Consider the following 17160-nt stretch of genomic DNA (forward strand, 5'->3'; position numbering starts at 1 on the left):
TCATCCAGGCGCGCCAAAAACTGGCTGACCAAGCCGTTCGACAGGTGTTCCAGCAGACCGCCACACTCTGGCATCAGCAGTGTCAGCACCCCACCTGGGCCGGCTTGCAGCTGCTGGCCGTGGACGGGGTGGTCTGGCGCACGCCCGATACTCCGGACAATGCCGGCGCCTTTGCCAAGTCGAAAACCGTCCAGGGGGAGACGCAATATCCCCAGGTCCGCATGTTGTGTCAGATGGAGCTGACCAGTCATCTGCTGACCCAGACAGTGATGGACTCCTGTGCGGTAAACGAGATGGTGTTGGCAGAGCAACTGATTGAAAAAACACCCGATAATAGCCTGACCCTGTTCGATAAGGGCTTCTACTCACTGGGGTTACTCCATGCCTGGCAACGCCAGGGCGTAGCGCGTCACTGGCTTATTCCGCTGAAAAAGGGGGCTCAATACGAGGTCATCCGCAAGCTGGGGCGGCAGGATGTGCTGGTACGCCTCAGTGCCAGTCCGCAGGCCAAGAAGAAGTGGAGCGAGTTGCCGGAGCAGTTCGAAGCCCGGCTGCTGACCCGGACGGTAAACGGCAAGGAGCGGCAGGTGCTGACCTCGCTCACCGACCCGCTGCGCTTCCCGGCCAGCGAGTTGATGGAGCTATACCAGAATCGCTGGGAAATCGAGCTGGGCTATCGGGAGATGAAACATAGCCTGCAACAGCACCGGCTGACGCTGCGCAGCAAGAAACCCGATGGAGTAAGGCAGGAGCTATGGGGCTTGGTATTGGCCTATAACCTACTGAGATATCAGATGGTTAGGATGGCGGCGAGCTTAAAGGGCTATACGGCCAGCCAGTTGAGCTTTCACATGGCATCGGTGTATCTGCTGCATGAACTCAGTTGCCTGCCGTTTGTGTCACCGGGCATGGTTCCAGGGCGTGTCGCTGAGTTGGACAAACAGGCAGAGCAGTTCAAGTTACCCGCCCGCCGAGAACGAAGTTACCCAAGGTGCATCAAAGCCAAACCACAGAAGTATGCGACGAGAAAACCTAGTAAAAACAATGCCAGTCAGGCTTAACTGACTGGCATTAGGCCTGCGGGCCCGTTTTCGTTGGTATTGAGGCTGACTCAGTAGCTGCCTCTGGCATCCCTGACGGCAAGGCCAAGCTGCCATACCGCCATGGCGTAGTGGGTGCTGTGGTTGTAGCGGGTGATGGCGTAGAAGTTCGGCAAGCCGTACCAGTACTGGTAACCGGTGCCGACATCCAGACGCAGCAGGCTCGCCTCCTTGTGATTGCCCAGATTGCCGGTGGGAGCCAGCCCGGCTCCGCGCAGGGTGGCCACCGGGTAGCGGGTCTGGAAGCCGTGCTCATAGCCCGGCAGCTGTCCCTGGCCGCGTACTGCCACCGGCTGCCCTTTCTCCCAGCCGTGGGCCTTGAAGTAGTTGGCCACGCTGCCGATGGCATCCACCGGATCCCACAGGTTGGTGTGGCCGTTGCCGTTGAAGTCCACCGCGTAGTTGCGAAAACTCGACGGCATGAACTGGCCGTAGCCCATGGCCCCGGCATAGGAGCCCTTGGGTTCGGTGGGATCCATCCCCTCATCCCGGGTCATCACCAGGAAGGCTTCCAGCTCGCCGGTGAAGAAGTCGGCGCGGCGCGGGTAGTCAAATGCCAGGGTCGCCAGGGCGTCGAGAATGCGGGTCTTGCCCATCACCCGACCCCAGCGGGTTTCCACCCCGATGATGCCGACGATGATCTCGGGTGGCACCCCGTAGATCTGCTGCGCCCGGTTGAGTTCACTCTCGTATTCACGCCAGAAGTTGACGCCGTTCTGCACGTTGTCCGGGGTGATGAACTTGGCGCGGTAGCGGTTCCAGGCGCCGGTCGGGCCGGTGGGCGGTCTGGTGGTGGGGGCCTGGGCGTCCATCAGCTTGATGATCCAGTCATAACGCTCGGCCTGGGCCAGTACCCGGTGCAGCTCGGCGCTGTCGAAACCGTGCTTTTGCACCATCCGCTGCACGAAGTTGTCCACGTTGGAACGATTGGCGAAGTCCCCCTTGCTGACCCCGGGCTGGCTCACCTGTCCGTAGAAGGGTTTGCTCGGCGGCGTCTGGTTGATGAAGGCGCTGTTGGGTTGGGGTTTGACCACGGGCTTGGGCGCCGGCGTGCTGCTGCAGCCGTAGATCAGGGGAAACAGGGAGAGGACACAGACAAGGCGACGCATAGGGTTCTCGTGAGCCTGAAAAAGAGTGCCGTCATGGTAAAACATTGGCGTGCAGGCGCAAGTGCTCCGTGCCGGCGCGCCCCCCGGGATCCCGTCAGCGCAGGGTGTGGTAGCCGCTCCAGATCCGGGTCAGGGTCGTGATGGCACAGAGCAGGGCGAAACCGTAGGCCAGTGGCACGAAGGCGGCAGGCCAGAGGCACATGAGCACGAAGAGGGCGATGGTTTCGCTCCCCTCGGTAAGCCCGCCCAGATAGTAGAGGGATTTGTGGTGGTAGACGGGGCTCTCGATGCCCCGCTTGCCCGCCATGATGGCAAAGGCCAGAAAGCTCGATCCCGTGCCCATGAAGGCGAACAGCAGGGTGGCGGCGGCCAGGGCGTTGGCCGGGTCGGCGAGGGCAAAGCCCAGTACCACGGCGGCGTAGAAGATGAAATCCAGCGTGATGTCGAGAAACCCGCCGCAGTCGGTGATGCCCGTTTCCCGCGCCACGGCGCCATCCAGCCCGTCCAGCAGCCGGTTGAGCAGAATCGCCGCCAACGCCCACTGATAGCAGCCAAAGGCCAGCAGCGGCAGCGCCAGCATCCCGATGAGAAAGCCGGCGAGGCTCACCTGGTTGGCACTCACCCCGGCCCGGCACAGGGGGCGGGCGAGCGCGGCGAGGGGGCGGCGGATAACCGGAATCAGGTGGCGATCAAACAAGGTGGTGCTCCTCTTCTGGGATGACTGGGGGGATCAACTGCAAGATGGTGCCCGGCGCATCCTCTTCGTCGTGGGTCACCAGCAGCGCGGGGATGGCCTGCGTGCGCAGGCGCTCGAACACCAGGGTTCTGAATGCCGCCCGCAGCGGCTTGTCGAGGCGGGAGAAGGGCTCGTCCAGCAGCAATGCCCTGGGCTCGGCCAGCAGGGCACGCAGCAGGCTGACGCGGGCTTTCTGGCCGCCTGAGAGCGCCCTGGGCAGCTTGTCCGCCTGAGCCTCCAGCCCGACCTCGGTCAGCGCCTCGCGGGCCCGGGTCTGCCTTGCCGCCATCCCCTTGAGATGCGCCGGCATGCCGAACATCAGATTTTCGGCCACCGTCAGGTGGGCAAACAGCAGGTCATCCTGAAACAGGATGCCGACGCCCCTCTCCTGGGGGGGCAGCGGGGTGAGGCGATGTGCGCCGAGCAGGATGTCCCCGGCCAGCCGGATGGGCCCCCCGGGTGGCAGCACTCCCGCCAGGGCCGCCAGCAGGGAGCTCTTGCCACAGCCGCTCGGTCCCATCAGGGTGAGCACCTCGCCCGGGGCCACCCTGAGGGGGGGGAGCGTCAGCAGGGGGGCACCGTCGAGGAAGAGGGTGAGTGTGGAGGTGTGCAGCATCGGGTCAGGGCCTCAGGGCGGGGTTGATGCGCCGCGGCAGCCAGAGCGCCAGGGCATAGATGAAAAGGGGCAGCAGCAGTTGCAGCAGGCCGTAGAGCCCCGCCAGCCGCCGGTTGAGGCCGCTGCCGATGGCCACCGCCTCCGTGGTGATGGTGATGACCCGCCCGCCCCCGAACAGCAGGGTCGGCAGGTATTGGGCCAGGCTCACCGCCGCCCCGACACCGAAGGCGAACAACAGGGGACGGGCGAGCAGGGGGCCCTTGACTCGCCACCAGGCCCCCCAGGGGCTGGCCCCGAGCGTGAGGGCCACCCGGGTGAGGCGCTCGTCGAACTGGCGATAGGGGCCGTGCAGGCAGAGATAGACGTATGGCAAGACGAAGATCAACTGGCTCCAGAGTACCCAGCCAGGGCCTATGCCAGTGAATCCCAGCCCGTCGGTCTGAAGGCGCAATCCAAACAGCAGGCTGGCCTGGGGCAGCAGCAGAGGGAGGCAGACAAGCCAGAGGGTGCGTGTGGCGCGGCGTGCAGGCAACGCCTCGAGGCAGAGCACCGCCAGCAGCAGGGAGAGCGCGGCGCAGAGCAGGGCCAGCCACAGACTCTGCCACAGCAGCGGGCCCAGGCTCGGCAGCAGAGCCAGCCAGTGGTGGCTGCTCCATTCACTCGGCCAGAGGGCGGGAAAGGACCAGCGCCGGGTCAGGGACCAGAGTAGCAGGGCGGCGAGCACCAGCAGATTGGTCAGGAGCAGCCCCCACACGCCGATGCGGGCAATGAGTGCGGGCCAGGGCGAGGCGGGGGCGCGTCGCCCATCCAGCCAGCGTGCCTTGCCGAGGGTGAGGTGGGTCCGCTCCAGCAGCCTGAGGGCGCCAAGCAGCAGCAAGTTGAGGGCGAGCAGCAAGAGGGCGCCGCTGGCACTGGCGCCGCGCCAGGCGGGGTCGGCATCCTGATACCAGAGCCAGAGTCGCACCGCCAGGGGCGGCGGGGCATCCGGCCCCAGCAGCAGGGCGAGATCCACCACCGCCAGACCATAGGCGGCCACCGCGTAGAGGGGCAGTCGCAGGGCGGGCCAGAGCGCCGGCAGCAGCAGGCGCCACCAGATCTGGGGGGCGCTGAAGCCAAGGCTGGCCCCCAGCCACTGCTGGCGCGCCACCCTGGCGGGGTCTTGCGCACCGAGCGCCATCAGCAGCAGGAAGGGGGTCTCCTTGAAGATCAGTGCGAAGATCAGCCCGAGCCCGGCGGGATCGCGCAGGGTCTGCCAGTCGGGGGGCAGCTCGAACCCGGTGAGGGTCGGCGAGAGCAGGCGCAGCAGCCAGCCGGAGGGGGCGATCAGAAAGGCGATGCCGATGGCAAAGGCGACGTGGGGAAGCGCCAGCAGGGGGGAGAGCAGGCGGCGCAGCCAGCGCATCCAGGGACGCCCGTCCCCCTGGGCGAGTAGCAGGGCGGTGGCGCCGAGGGCCCCCAGGGTGGAGGCGCCCGCCACCCAGAGGCTCAACCCTGCGGAGTGCCAGAGTCCGGGCTGGGGGAGCAAGAGGGATAGATTGGCGGGGGTGAGTCCCTCGATGACCAGCAACAGCAGGCCCCCGGCGAGCGGGATCCCCAGCAGCAGGGCTCCCAGCATCAAAAAGGGCAGCAGGAGGAGAAGAGGGGCGCGCGCCTGCATGATGGATCAGTGGCCGTAGCGCTCGGCCCAGGCCGCTTCCAGCCGCGTCTGCCAGCTGGGGTGGGGCTCTGCCACTCCCTTGAAGCGCAATGCCGGACGGGTCTGGCCTGGCAGCGCCTCCTGGCGCAGCACGCTGGGATCCCCCCAGAAGGCGGGGTCGCTCTTGCGCGCCTGGGCGGCGGGGCTCAGCAGGAAGTTGACCACCACCTTGGCCCCGGCCCGGGCGGAGGCATTGAAGGGGATGGCGAGGAAATGGCTGTTGGTGAGCGCCCCTTTCTCCATGGCGATGGCCTGGACGGTGGGGGGCAGGGTGCCGTTTTGCACCGAACTCTGGGCTTCCCCCGGGTTGAAGCTGATGGCTATGGCCAGCTCGCCGTCATCGAGCAACTGCCTGGTTTCGGCGGCGCCGGTGGGGAAGAGCCTGCCCTTTCGCCAGAGCGCGGGGTGAAGCTGGTCGAGCCAGGCCCAGAGAGGGGCGGTGATGCGAAGGAAGTCGGCATCGGTCGCCTCTTGATAGAGGGGCGCCGGATCCGGTGTCAGCTCCAGCAGGATCTGCTTGAGAAAGCTCGAGCCGTGAAACTGGGGAGGCTTGGGGTAGGTGAAGCGGCCGGGGTGAGCCTTGGCCCAGGCCAGCAGGGCGGCCGCCGAGGTGGGAGGAACGTCTACCTGGTCGCCATCCACCATCAGATTGAGCTGGCCTATGCCCCAGGGGGCCTCCAGCCCCTCGACCGGCACGGTGAAGTCTTCACTCACCGGCAGGGCGGTGTCCACCAAGGCCATGTTGGGCAGCTCGTCGGTAAAGGGGGCCCCCAGCAGCCCCTGCTCCTTGAGCGCCTTGAAGTTCTCGCCGTTGACCCAGAGCAGGTCGATGGGGCCGTTCGACGTCTTGCCAGCCTGCTTGCCGGCCAGCAACTGGCTCACGCTCTGGGCGATGTCATCCACCTTCACCTGCACCAGCTCGACCTGGTACTGGCGAGCGATCTCCTGCCTGGCCCACACCAGGTAGGCGTTGATCTCGGGGCTGCCCCCCCAGGCGTTGAAGTAGACTGTCTGCCCCCTGGCGGCCAGCAGGGTCTGCTGCCACGATGCGTCATTGGCGTGGAGCGGGGAGGTCAGCAGCAGGGGGACAGCTGCCATCAGGGGACGGAGCAGGGCGCGAAGTCGGGTCTTGAACATGATGGTTGCCTCGTCAGAGTCAGGCGCCGCGGCGCCAGCGGTGATAACGGGCCAGCAGCGCCAGCAGGCGCCCGGGCTGGCGGGCACGGCGCCAGGCGCCAGCCACGTACTTGTTCCCCTCCATCAGGGTGGGGTAGGGGTGAACGGTGGCGAGGATCTTGCCAAGTCCCAGGCGGTGGCGCATGGCGAGGGCAAACTCGGCGATCCGCTCGCCGGCGTGAGCACCCACTATGGTGGCCCCGAGTATCCTGTCACGGCCCGGCACCGTCAGCACCTCGACAAAGCCCCCTGACTCGCCGTCGGCGATGGCTCTGTCCAGCTCGGCCATCTCGAAGCGGGTCGACTCGAAGGGGATGCCTCGGGCCAGAGCCTCTTTCTGGTTGAGGCCGACCCGGGCTATCTCCGGACTGGTATAGGTGGCCGCCGGCATGACCCTGTAGTCTGCCCGAAAGCGCCTGAACTGGCCAAAGAGGGCGTTGATGGCGGCATACCAGGCCTGATGGGCGGCAAAATGGGTGAACTGGTAGGGGCCGGCAACGTCCCCCACCGCCAGGATGCTGGGGTAGTTGGTGGCGAGGAAGCCGTCGATGGCCAGGGTGCCGCCGGGTGCCAGTTCAACCCCCAGCGCCTCCAGCCCGAAACCGCTCACGTTGGCCTCCCGGCCAAGGGCCAGCAGCAGCTGGTCCCCCTCAACCACCAGCGTCTCGTCCCCCCGGCGCAGGTGCAGCCGGATGGGCAGGTTGGTGCCTTTACCGTCCATATACTCGGCCGAGGTAGCCTGCCAGCCGAGGTGCAGGGTGACGCCGTCGTGCTCCAGCTGCGCGGCCAGGGCCCCGGCGACGTCCCTATCTTCCCGGGGCAGCAGCTGAGGGCCTTGCTCCACCAGGGTGACGGGGATACCGAGCAGGGCCAGGCTCTGGGCCAGCTCGCAGCCGATGGGGCCCCCTCCCAGCACCAGCAGATGGCGGGGGGGCTCACGCAGTCGCTGCCAGAGGGTGTCGGAGGTGAGGTAGGGAACCCCGTCCAGTCCCGGCAGTGCGGGCACCCGGGGGCGGGCGCCGGTGGCGATCACGATATGGCGGCTGGTCAGGCGCCTGCCGTTGACCTCCACCTCCCAGGGGGAGGTGACCCGCGCCCGCCCCTGGATGCACTCCACCCCGAGTCCTTCATAGCGCGCCACCGAGTCGTGGGGTTCGACCTCCTCGATGACCCGGGCGACCCGCGCCATCACGGCGGCGAAGTCGGCGCGGCTCTGGCTCGGGGTAAAACCAAGCTCCCCGGCCTTGCGCTGTTCAATGGCGAAGCGGGCGCTTCGGATCAGCGCCTTGGAGGGGACGCAGCCGGTATGGAGGCAATCCCCCCCCATCCTGTGCTGCTCGATGAGGGCCACTCTGGCTTTCACCGCGGCGGCGATGTAGCTGGTGACCAGACCTCCGGCGCCGGCGCCTATCACCAGCAGGTTGTAGTCAAAGCGCGCCGGCTTGCGGTAGGGTGCGTGCAATCGGTAGAGGGCGAGACGGCGCTGCAAGGCACGCATCAGCCAGGGCATCAGGCCGAGCAGGGTCAGGGCGGCCAGCAGGCCGGGGGAGAAGAGGTTGCCTGTGCTGGTGAGGGTAGCCAGCTCGCTCCCCGCCAGCACGTAGACGAGGGTGCCCGGCAGCATGCCGAGCTGGCTGACCCAGTAGTAGGTGCTGACTCTGATGGGGGTGAGCCCCATCACCAGGTTGACCAGAAAGAAGGGGAAGAGGGGGATGAGGCGCAGGCTCAGCAGATAGAAGGCCCCCTCCTTTTGCATGCCGGCCTGAACGCTCGTCAGCTTGTCGCCAAAGCGCGTCTCGACCCAGTCCCGCAGCAGGAAGCGGGCGCTGAGAAAGGCCAGGGTGGCGCCGAGGGAGCTGGCAAAGGAGACCAGCAAGAGCCCCCACAGGATGCCGAAGACGGCGCTGCCCGCCAGGGTGAGCAGGGCAGCCCCCGGCAGGGAGAGGGCGGTGGTGAGCACATAGAGCACCAGAAACAGCAGGCTGGCCGCGACAACATGGCGGTCGACCCAAAGGGCCAAGCGCGCCTGGTGGGCCTGCAACTGGGTGAGGCTCAGATAGTGGTCAAGGTCGAGGGCAAAGAAGGTGCCGACCAGGGCCCCCATCGCCAGCAACAGCAGCAGGCGTGCCTGGTTCATCCCTGCCCCTTGTCGAGGGGGTGCTCGGGTTGCACCGGCAACTGGCAGAACCCCTGGGGAGCGATGTCGAGAGCGGCATTGAACTTGGCGGACATGTTCTGGAAGGCGATGAGGCCGGTGAGCTCCACCAGGGCGTCGTCATCGAACCAGGGCTTGAGGCGGGCGGCCTGCTCGTCGCTCACGCCATCCAGCCCGGTCATGGCCTCGGCATAGTCCAGCACGGCCCGCTCCCGCTCGTCGAACAAGGGGCTGTCGCGCCACCGGGCTAGCGCCTCCACCTTGTCGCTGGAGCCTGCCCGCTTGACGAGGGTCATGGCGTTGATGTCGACACAGAAACGACACCAGTTGAGCTGGGAGACCCGCACCGTCACCAGGGAGCGCAGCACGGGGTCGATGGGGGAGCGCTTGCGGTTGATGACGCCGTAGAGGGTGGCGACCGCGGCGAACAGCCTGGGGGAGCGCCCCCAGCACTTGCCCGGGATCAGCACCTGACCGTAGTTGCGTTTCTGCAGCCAGAAGAAGGGGCGGATGAACCAGGCGTAGGCCCGGTCCGGTTTGACCTCAATGCGCATCTTGTTCCTCTTTGAGCTTCTCCATCTTGGGCTTGTAGGCCCCGCCCAGACGCTCGTTCAACCGATTCAGGAAATCGATGATCCGTGCCCGGTTGACCCCCAGATCGCTGCGCCCCTGGCGCGAGGCGGAGCGCATGTCGATACGGGTCTCTTTGGGCCCGGCAAAGACCCGCAGGGCCACGTCATCCTGAAACCCGAACCAGCCGGTGGTGACGACGGCATCGATACCCTCGCTGCCCGGGCGAACCTGCCAGCCCAGCTCCGTCATCAGTTCCTCGGCTTCCGCGAGCACTTCGACCGGGGATGCCCGGGTATAGAGAGGACCGGGGTTGCCTGGAAATAGTTGCAGGGGCGGGGGGGAGACCGGGAGATCCTCCGGGCTTCTGAGCTGCTCGGCCCACTGGAGCCGTGGCGGATGGTAGGGATCCGTGCTGACGTCGTTGGTGAGGGGGGAGCGCAGCGCCTGGACGAGAAACAGCAGGGGCAGCAGCAGGGGAGTTATGCCCCAGATATCCGGCCAGAGGTTGGTGGTGCGGCGATAGCGCCAGGGCAGGCGCAGCAGCAGCACGAGGCTGAGGAGGGCGCTGGCGAGACAGAGGATGAAGCCGAGCCACCAGGGCCAGAGATGGGCGCGGCTGCCAAGGGCCCCGCAAAGGGGCAATAGCCAGGTCAGCAGCGGCCACCACAAAGAGCTGTGCATATGAGGGATCCACGGGTCAGGATGGAACTATGCCCAGAAGGATAAACTTAATTGCCTGATAACGTTAGTAAATGATCATCAATCCCAGGCCTGCGGCTCAGAGAGCCGATGGCCTCGTCGCCCTGGATCAGCTGCGATAGAGCACCTTGATGAGGTGGAAGCCGAACTTGGTGCGCACCGGCCCCAGCACGGTCAGCAGCTCCCCCTTGAACACGGCATCGTCGAAGGACTTGACCATGTCCCCCTTGGAGAACTCTCCCAGATCGCCGCCACGCTTGCCGGAAGGGCAGGTGGAGAAACGCTTGGCCATCTGGCTGAAATCGGCGCCCTTGGCGAGCTTCTCCTTGATCTCCAGACACTGTTTCTCGGTCTTGACCAGGATGTGCTGGGCACAGGCTTTTTTCATCGGAATGCTCCTCGGCGAGGGGAAAGGGGGCGCAAGATTACTGCAATTGCGCCTCCGCGTCAGCCCCTCGGGCGCGAGACCCGGCTCCGGGGGCCGGCGGCCAGGGGGACCCTGGCCCGGGATTGCCAGAGGATCTCCAGCCCCAGCAGGGCATAGAGGCTCCAGATGGCCAGGGGGTTGAGCCAGTTGCCCCCCATCTGCAGGGTGGCCAGGGCTGCGCTCACCAGCAGCAGAACTATGCCGGGCAGGCGCCAGTGGACAGGCAGGGGGGCGAGCAGGGCCATGCCCAGCAGCAGGGCCAGGCCAAAGGGCAGATTGAGGGCGGTGAAGGCGAGGGCCTGCTGGCCGTTCATGCCGGTCAGCAGGGCCAGCAGGGCGCTGCAGCAGGCCAGGAAGGTGATGAACTCGAGTCGGTCGGCGATGTAGTCAGCCAGTTGTTCGCTACGTAGGTGCATGGGGTCTCTCCTGCGATGATTGGGATCAGTGTGGGACAGGCAGGAGCGCAGGGGCAGCGGGATAAATCGATTGAATTGAACGAAGCTTTAGTGCCATCTATTCAAGTGATTGATTTAAACTTATTTTCCTGTTCAATAGCAGGCAGGGTGGGGAAGAGGGCACGGAGCAAGTCGAGGGGGACGGGTTGACGAAACCCGCCGGATGCGGGGTGTCCGACAAGGGTTGTCGCGACGAGCCGGACCCTGCTGCCAGCCCAAGGCTGCCAGGGGAGATCCGGCGTGGCGGGGCAGGTGGTGGCGTTTTGTTCGCCCCTTGCCCGGATAGTGCGCAGTTTGGCTCCTCACACCCGGCTGGCTCCTTGCAGGGCCGAAGCGATCCCCGCACCGGGGGCGGCAGAGCGGCACGCAAAGGGGCCCCGAGCGTGGGATTTCGCCGTCGCGATTATGCTAGGATGAGCGGCATTCGCCCGGGATGAGTCTCGGTATCGTACTAAATAACACAATCTTTAAATCATGTTATTCGGGGAAACTGACGTTTGACAGGATGCTATCCTACTTTTCTCACCGGGAGCACTTCATCCGGGCGATCCCGTCGCCCCGGGCCCGGTCTCTTGCTGCTCGCCCTCGCTCTCTGGCTGATGGCGATGCCCGCCATGGCGGCCAAGTTGACCTACCAGATCAAGGGGGTCAGGGGAGAGCAGAAAGACAACGTCGAGGCCTACCTCAACGCCCTGCCCGTCTACCAGGAACGCCAGTACCGCCCCGCCCGCGCCAAGATCACCGAGAGCGTACAGAAGGCGCTGCAGGTCTATGGCTACTACCAGCCCAAGATCACCCTGAACCGCGACAAGAAGGCGCCCGCCAAGGTGGTGATCGAGATTGAGCGGGGGGAACCCGTGATCATCTCGCGCCTCGACATCCTGCTGGAAGGGGATGCGGGGAGCGACGAGGTGTACAGCGAGCTGCTGGACAAGCTGCCCCTGAAGGAGGGAGATCCCCTCAACCACGGCAAATATGAATCCATCAAGGCGGATCTCGGCAGTCTGGGGCTGGCCCGCGGCTATTTTGACGCCAAGATCAGCAAGAGCCAGGTCAAGGTTTTCCCGGAACAGGGCAAGGCGGAGATCTACATCCTGTTTCGCTCTGGCCCGCGTTACAATTTCGGCGAGATCCGCTATGACGCGACGCCGGAGGCACTGCACCTGATCCGCCCGCTCATCAACATCAAGAGCGGCGACCCCTATCTGGCGATCCGTCTGGCGGAGATGTCCCAGGATGTCTCCTCCACCAAGCTGTTCAAGCAGGTGGACATCAAACCCCTGATCAGCCAGGCCGAGGGCAACCGGGTGCCGGTGCAGGTGACCCTCTCCAACCGGGTCGATCACGAGATTGAGACCGGTATCGGTTATGCCACGGACGTGGGGCCGCGCCTGAGTGCCACCTGGGAGAAACCCTGGGTGAACCGCTATGGTCACCGCCTCTCCAGCACCGCCAAGATCTCGGCGCCGGAAGCGGAGCTCAGCTTCGACTACCAGATCCCGGTGGGCAACCCGCTGCGGGATTACTACTCCCTGCAGGCGGGCTATCAATACACCGACAACAACGACACCCGCTCCGATCTGGCCACCTTCGGGGTGCACCGCTGGACACGCCGACCGGAGAGCTGGGACAGAGACGTCTTTGTGCGCCTGGAGAACGAGCGCTACGTCCAGGGTCAGGACGAGGGGAACAGCCTGCTGCTGATCCCCGGTGTCTCCTGGTCACGGCTGCGGGTGCGCGGCGGTCTGGTGCCGGATTGGGGGGATCGCCAGCAACTGACGATGGAGTTCTCGAGTCCCTATTGGGGGTCCGACATCAGCTTCATGCGGGTGTGGGGGCGTAGCAAGTGGCTGCGCACCCTGGGCGAAGATCACCGTTTCCTGATGCGGGCCGAACAGGGGGCCATCGTCGGGGATGATTTCTCCCTGGTCCCCCCCTCCCTGCGCTTCTTCACCGGCGGCGATCAGACGGTCCGGGGCTACGGTTACGAGACCATTTCGCCACGGGGGGACGATGGCAAGCTGACCGGCGGACGCTACGCCAGCGTCGGCAGCCTGGAGTACAACTACCGCTTCAGCGAGAAGTGGCTCGGTGCCCTGTTCGTGGACGCCGGGACCGCCACCGTCGACTACAGCGAGGCCTGGAAGATAGGCACCGGGGTCGGGGTGCGCTGGGTCACCCCCATCGGTCAGGTCAGGCTCGATCTGGCGGTGGGCATATCCGAGGAGGACAAGCCGCTGCGGCTGCACTTCGCGTTGGGGCCGGAACTATGACCCGGCAACCAGGCGCACATCCTCTTCTTTCTCTTTTCTGGCCGCTGCGGCTGCTTTCCTTGCAGGGGTCTGCATCGTGATCTGGGTAAAACGCATTTTCTTGTGGCTCATGGGCCTCTTCTTCCTGCTGCTCATCGGCGTCAGCCTGCTGGGCTTCACCCATCAGGGCAACAAGTGGTTGTGGCAACAGGCCAGAGCCGCGCTGCCCTCCCTCAAGGGGGAGCTGGTGGCGGGGCAACTCGGTTATGGCTGGACCTTCGAAGGGGTTGGCTGGCAGGACGAGCTGGTGGATGTCACCGTGGAGCGGGCCGTGCTGGACTGGGATCTGGGCAAGCTCCTGCAGGGCAAGCTCTGGATCAAGTCTCTGGCGGTGACTCGCCCCGTGGTCCGGGTGGCGGAGTCCGAGCCGGTGCCGGAAGAGCCGTCGGAGCCCTTCGTCTGGCATCCGTTGCCGCTCAAAATCCAGATCGACAGCCTCAAGGTTGCCGATCTCGATGTGGCGGTGCCCGGCGTGACGATCACCCTCAAGGATCTGGACATTGGCGCCGCCCTGGATCGCGCCGGACTCATCGTGCGCGGCCCGGTGCTCGATGGCCTGAACGTGGTGCTGGCACCCTCCCCGGTGGAGGCGGCCAGTGACAAGGGCGCCAAACCGGCGGATGAGAAAAGCGCCACCCTGGCGGTCGGCGAGGGCAAGGCTGCCCCCGGTGACAAGACGCAGGCCGCAAGCAAGCCCGAGCCCATGGTGCTGCCGGCGGTGCGACTGCCTTTCCCCATCCAGCTGGAGGGGCTGAAAGCCACGGCGTTCCGTTATCAGCAAGGTGAGCTGGTGGAGGGGCTAGACAACCTGTTGCTGTCGGCCACCGCCGAGGAGGAGCGCATCGACATCCGGGAGCTCTCCTTGCGCCATGCCATGGCGGATCTGGCCCTGCGTGGTCAGGTGCGCCTGCACGAGGATTACCCCCTCGCCCTGACTCTGGATGCCAAGGCGCGTCAAGGGCTGCTGGACGGGGAGCTCAAGGGGGAGCAGGTCAATCTCGTCCTGGACGGTTCTGTGGGCAAGCTTGGGCTGGCACTCAAGGCCAAGGGGCCGGTGGGCGCCAATCTCAAAGGATCCCTTGCGGCCCTCGACCCGGATCTGCCCTTCGATCTGGCGCTGGACTGGAAGAGCCTCTCCTGGCCCCTGCACAAGCCCGCCAAGGATGAGCCCAGCTATCGGCTGGACAAGGGCACCCTGAGCGCCAAGGGCAAGCTCTCCGGTTACCAGTTTGCGCTCAACACCGCCGGCAAGGGGACCGATGTGCCCCCCTTCAAGGTGGCGCTCTCGGGCAAGGGGGATCTCAACCAGCTGAGCCGTATCGAGCTGCTGCTGGGGGCCCTCAAGGGGGAGCTCAAGCTCGACGGCAAGCTGGCCTGGAGCAAGGGGGTCCAGTGGCAGGGGACGACCGAATTCAAGGGGATCAACCCGGCGGAGCTGGTGCCCGAGATCAAGGGGGCACTGGCGGGCAAGATCACCAGCCGCTTCGATCTGGATGAGGCGGGCCACTGGCAGCTTGCCCTGCCCGAGCTCAAGGTGGATGGCAAGCTCAACCAGTATCCCCTGGCCTTGCAGGGCAGGCTCAGCGGCAACGACAAGATGGAGTGGACCATCCCGGCCCTGGCGCTGCAAAGCGGCCCCAACCGGCTGCAGGCCAAAGGCTCGCTCACGACCCAGGCCTGGAAGCTGGATGCGGATCTGGATGCGCCCAAGCTTGGGGGCATCTACCCGGGTCTGGGAGGGGACATCAAGGGCCAGGTGCGCGTCACCGGCAACCAGCAGGCGCCGCGCGTGAATGCCGACCTGGTGTCGGGCCGACTCGCCTACGCGGGCACCGTCCTCAAGGAGACCGTCATCAAGGCCAACGCCCTGGTCGGGGAGAAGCCCGCCGGTGAGGTGGCGGTGACGGTGGCGAGCCTGGCGCAGGGGGAGACCAAGCTCTCGCAAATCGCCCTGAACCTGAGCGGCGATCTCGAGCGCCACGGGCTCACCTTGACCATGAAGGGGGATCCCCTGGCGGCAGACCTCAGCCTGAATGGCAGCCTGCGCGGTGACCGCTGGCGTGGCGCCCTTGCCGAGCTGAAGCTCAAGACCCCCCTCAAGCGCTGGGCGCTGACCGCCCCCTGGTCTCTGGACCTGGATCTGCCGAAACAGCAGCTGACCATGGGGGATCTCTGCCTCGCGTCCCAGAAGGCCAGTCTCTGCGTCAAGGGGAGCCGGATAGCCCAGTCCCAGGGCAATCTGGAATTTGCCCTGAACGAATTTGATCTCAAGCGGCTGCGCCCCTGGTTGCCGGACAATTTCCGCTGGCAGGCGGTGCTGTCGGCCGACGGGCGCGCCAGCTGGCGCGGCAACCAGCCGACCCTGCACGCCACCGTGCGCACCACGCCTGGGACCTTCGTCGCCGACGAACTCAAGACCGATTACCAGCGCCTCGAGCTCGGGATCGACTTCGAGCGCCAGCAGGCCGCCATCCGGGTCGATTTCGCCTCCGAGCAGATCGGTAACATCGACACCGATCTGCTGATCCGGGATCCCGCCGGCCGCGGCAACCTCGGCGGTCAACTCAGGTTTGACGATCTGAAGCTGGCGACCTTTGCGCCGCTCATACCCGAAGTGCGCTCCCTGCAAGGGGTCATCTCGGCGGATGCCCGCTTCGACGGTACCCTGGCTGCCCCCCTGCTGTATGGCGAGCTGAACCTGAAGGAGGGGGAGGTTCAGACCCACTCCGACATGGTGACCCTCTCCAAGCTGGTGACCCGCCTCAAGATAGAAGGCAACCGGGCCGAACTCGACGGCTCCATGATGGTGGGCAAGGGCCTCCTGGTGCTGGGGGGCTGGCTGAGCTGGGCCCAGCAGCCGGTGACCGGCAGCCTCACCATTCAGGGCAAGGAGCTGGAGGCCCAGTACCCGGGCATGGGCCGGGTCAGGGTGACACCTGACATCGCCATCTCTCTCGGGGAGGAGACCAGGGTGACCGGCCAGGTGGACATCCCCTGGTCGCGCATCCTGGTCAAGAGCCTGCCAGACAGCGCGGTGGCGGTCTCCGATGACGTCACCGTCATCTACGACGATCTGCCGCCGGTCCCCAAGGCGGCACCGCTGCCCATGGAGATCAGGCTCGCCATCCGGCTCGGGGACGACGTCCGCCTTGAAGCCATGGGACTCAAGACCAAGGTGGGAGGGGCCCTCAACATTCGCCAGGATCCCTCCAAGCCGCTCTCGGGCAACGGGCAACTGGAGCTCAGGGACGGGCGCTTCAAGGCCTATGGTCAGAACCTCATCATCAAGGAGGGGCGGATCCTCTTCTCCGGCCCCATCGATCAGCCCTATCTCAACATCGAGACCTATCGGGATCCGGACACCATCGAGGACAACGTGACCGTCGGGGTGCGGGTGACGGGGCCGGCCGCCAAGCCGAAGATCACTGTCTATTCCGAACCGCAGATGGCGCAGTCCGAACAGCTCTCCTATCTGTTGCGGGGCAAGGGATTGCAGACCAGCGGCGAGGATGGCGGCTTCAACGGCCTGCTGGTGGCGGGGGCCGTGAGCCAGGCGAGCGGCGTGGTCTCCAGCATCGGGGAGTCCCTCGGCATGAGCGACGTGGCCCTCGATACCGCAGGCAGTGGTGATGACACCCAGGTGACCCTGTCGGCCTACCTGCTGCCCGGCTTGCAGTTCCAGTACGGGGTCGGGGTGCTCAGCCCCATCGCCGAATTCAAGCTGCGCTACGAGCTGATGCCAAGGCTCTATCTGCAGGCCATGAGCGGGGTGGCCCAGGCGGTGGATATCTTCTATCGTTTCACCCTGTAAGGGGCGCGGATGACAAGATAGATGCCTGGGGGGGCGCTGATCCCCCCCTGCCCGACCTGCTGATGACAGCTGTCGCAAGCAGGTTCGGGGTGAGAGCGTGCATATATTGACGGGAGGCCTGGCCTCCCGTTTTTTTGAAGAAGAAGGGGATTTGTGGAAGGCAGAAAAGCGAAAACCCGGCACAAAGCCGGGTTCTCTGAAAGATGGTGGAGGGAGAAGGATTCGAACCTTCGAAGGCAGAGCCGTCAGATTTACAGTCTGATCCCTTTGGCCGCTCGGGAACCCCTCCACGGGG

General features: G+C 65.6%; 13 protein-coding genes and 1 tRNA gene. 3 read left to right on the plus strand and 11 right to left on the minus strand.

Features of this window, described 5'->3' with window-relative positions:
- The coding region (locus tag AB5Y50_RS11030; protein ID WP_368162444.1) for an IS4 family transposase at positions 1-1061 on the plus strand (1061 nt) is incomplete at its 5' end.
- A gap of 50 nt (positions 1062-1111) precedes the next feature.
- Here the strand turns inward: AB5Y50_RS11030 and mltB are convergent.
- The 10 genes from mltB to AB5Y50_RS11080 all read right to left on the minus strand — a co-directional run bounded on the left by mltB (position 1112) and on the right by AB5Y50_RS11080 (position 10703).
- Complete coding sequence (gene mltB, locus AB5Y50_RS11035) at positions 1112-2209, minus strand: lytic murein transglycosylase B (protein WP_043154181.1); 1098 nt, start codon at positions 2207-2209, stop codon at positions 1112-1114.
- Between the two features lie 94 nt (positions 2210-2303).
- Positions 2304-2906 carry a CDP-alcohol phosphatidyltransferase family protein gene (locus AB5Y50_RS11040; protein WP_043154183.1) on the minus strand — a complete coding sequence of 201 codons (603 nt, stop codon included), beginning with the start codon at positions 2904-2906 and terminating at the stop codon, positions 2304-2306.
- Positions 2899-3561, minus strand: a complete 663-nt coding sequence (locus AB5Y50_RS11045; protein ID WP_180911554.1) for an ATP-binding cassette domain-containing protein — start codon at positions 3559-3561, stop codon at positions 2899-2901. The genes AB5Y50_RS11040 and AB5Y50_RS11045 overlap by 8 nt, the downstream gene beginning before the upstream one ends.
- A 4-nt stretch (positions 3562-3565) precedes the next feature.
- Positions 3566-5176: an ABC transporter permease gene (locus AB5Y50_RS11050; RefSeq protein WP_368162817.1), complete on the minus strand. Its 1611-nt coding sequence runs from the start codon at positions 5174-5176 to the stop codon at positions 3566-3568.
- A gap of 48 nt (positions 5177-5224) precedes the next feature.
- Positions 5225-6394, minus strand: coding sequence for an ABC transporter substrate-binding protein (locus tag AB5Y50_RS11055; protein WP_043154254.1), 1170 nt, complete (start codon positions 6392-6394; stop codon positions 5225-5227).
- Between the two features lie 19 nt (positions 6395-6413).
- Positions 6414-8570 (minus strand): FAD-dependent oxidoreductase, encoded by a 2157-nt coding sequence (locus AB5Y50_RS11060; RefSeq protein ID WP_043154186.1) that lies wholly within the window; start codon positions 8568-8570, stop codon positions 6414-6416.
- Positions 8567-9142: a carboxymuconolactone decarboxylase family protein gene (locus AB5Y50_RS11065; protein ID WP_043154188.1), complete on the minus strand. Its 576-nt coding sequence runs from the start codon at positions 9140-9142 to the stop codon at positions 8567-8569. Before AB5Y50_RS11065 ends, AB5Y50_RS11060 begins: the two co-directional genes overlap by 4 nt.
- Entirely contained in the window at positions 9132-9842 is a 711-nt protein-coding gene (locus AB5Y50_RS11070; protein WP_043154191.1) for a DUF1499 domain-containing protein, read from the minus strand. Before AB5Y50_RS11070 ends, AB5Y50_RS11065 begins: the two co-directional genes overlap by 11 nt.
- Positions 9843-9969: 127 nt before the next feature.
- Complete coding sequence (locus tag AB5Y50_RS11075; RefSeq protein WP_010674120.1) at positions 9970-10248, minus strand: peptidylprolyl isomerase; 279 nt, start codon at positions 10246-10248, stop codon at positions 9970-9972.
- A 59-nt stretch (positions 10249-10307) separates the two neighbouring features.
- Positions 10308-10703: a hypothetical protein gene (locus AB5Y50_RS11080; RefSeq protein ID WP_039039826.1), complete on the minus strand. Its 396-nt coding sequence runs from the start codon at positions 10701-10703 to the stop codon at positions 10308-10310.
- Positions 10704-11239: 536 nt separating this feature from the next.
- Here AB5Y50_RS11080 and AB5Y50_RS11085 point away from each other — a divergent pair.
- Together AB5Y50_RS11085 and AB5Y50_RS11090 are read left to right on the plus strand one after the other, a co-directional pair.
- Positions 11240-13015 carry an autotransporter assembly complex family protein gene (locus AB5Y50_RS11085; protein WP_180911556.1) on the plus strand — a complete coding sequence of 592 codons (1776 nt, stop codon included), beginning with the start codon at positions 11240-11242 and terminating at the stop codon, positions 13013-13015.
- A 76-nt stretch (positions 13016-13091) separates the two neighbouring features.
- Positions 13092-16865 (plus strand): translocation/assembly module TamB domain-containing protein, encoded by a 3774-nt coding sequence (locus tag AB5Y50_RS11090; protein ID WP_180911557.1) that lies wholly within the window; start codon positions 13092-13094, stop codon positions 16863-16865.
- 204 nt (positions 16866-17069) lie between these two features.
- On the opposite strand, the gene AB5Y50_RS11095 is transcribed toward AB5Y50_RS11090, so the two are convergent.
- Positions 17070-17154 (minus strand) — tRNA-Tyr (locus AB5Y50_RS11095).
- Between the last annotated feature and the right edge of the window lie 6 nt (positions 17155-17160).

Source organism: Aeromonas sp. s6 (assembly GCF_040907815.1).
Lineage (GTDB): Bacteria > Pseudomonadota > Gammaproteobacteria > Enterobacterales > Aeromonadaceae > Aeromonas > Aeromonas caviae.

Excerpts from the sequence above, each read along its gene's own strand:
- mltB (WP_043154181.1), bottom strand. The coding sequence starts at position 2,209 with ATGCGTCGCCTTGTCTGTGTCCTCTCCCTGTTTCCCCTGATCTACGGC.
- AB5Y50_RS11045 (WP_180911554.1), bottom strand. The coding sequence starts at position 3,561 with ATGCTGCACACCTCCACACTCACCCTCTTCCTCGACGGTGCCCCCCTG.
- AB5Y50_RS11050 (WP_368162817.1), bottom strand. The coding sequence starts at position 5,176 with ATGCTGGGAGCCCTGCTGCTGGGGATCCCGCTCGCCGGGGGCCTGCTG.
- AB5Y50_RS11055 (WP_043154254.1), bottom strand. The coding sequence starts at position 6,394 with ATGTTCAAGACCCGACTTCGCGCCCTGCTCCGTCCCCTGATGGCAGCT.
- AB5Y50_RS11060 (WP_043154186.1), bottom strand. The coding sequence starts at position 8,570 with ATGAACCAGGCACGCCTGCTGCTGTTGCTGGCGATGGGGGCCCTGGTC.
- AB5Y50_RS11065 (WP_043154188.1), bottom strand. The coding sequence starts at position 9,142 with ATGCGCATTGAGGTCAAACCGGACCGGGCCTACGCCTGGTTCATCCGC.
- AB5Y50_RS11070 (WP_043154191.1), bottom strand. The coding sequence starts at position 9,842 with ATGCACAGCTCTTTGTGGTGGCCGCTGCTGACCTGGCTATTGCCCCTT.
- AB5Y50_RS11075 (WP_010674120.1), bottom strand. The coding sequence starts at position 10,248 with ATGAAAAAAGCCTGTGCCCAGCACATCCTGGTCAAGACCGAGAAACAG.
- AB5Y50_RS11080 (WP_039039826.1), bottom strand. The coding sequence starts at position 10,703 with ATGCACCTACGTAGCGAACAACTGGCTGACTACATCGCCGACCGACTC.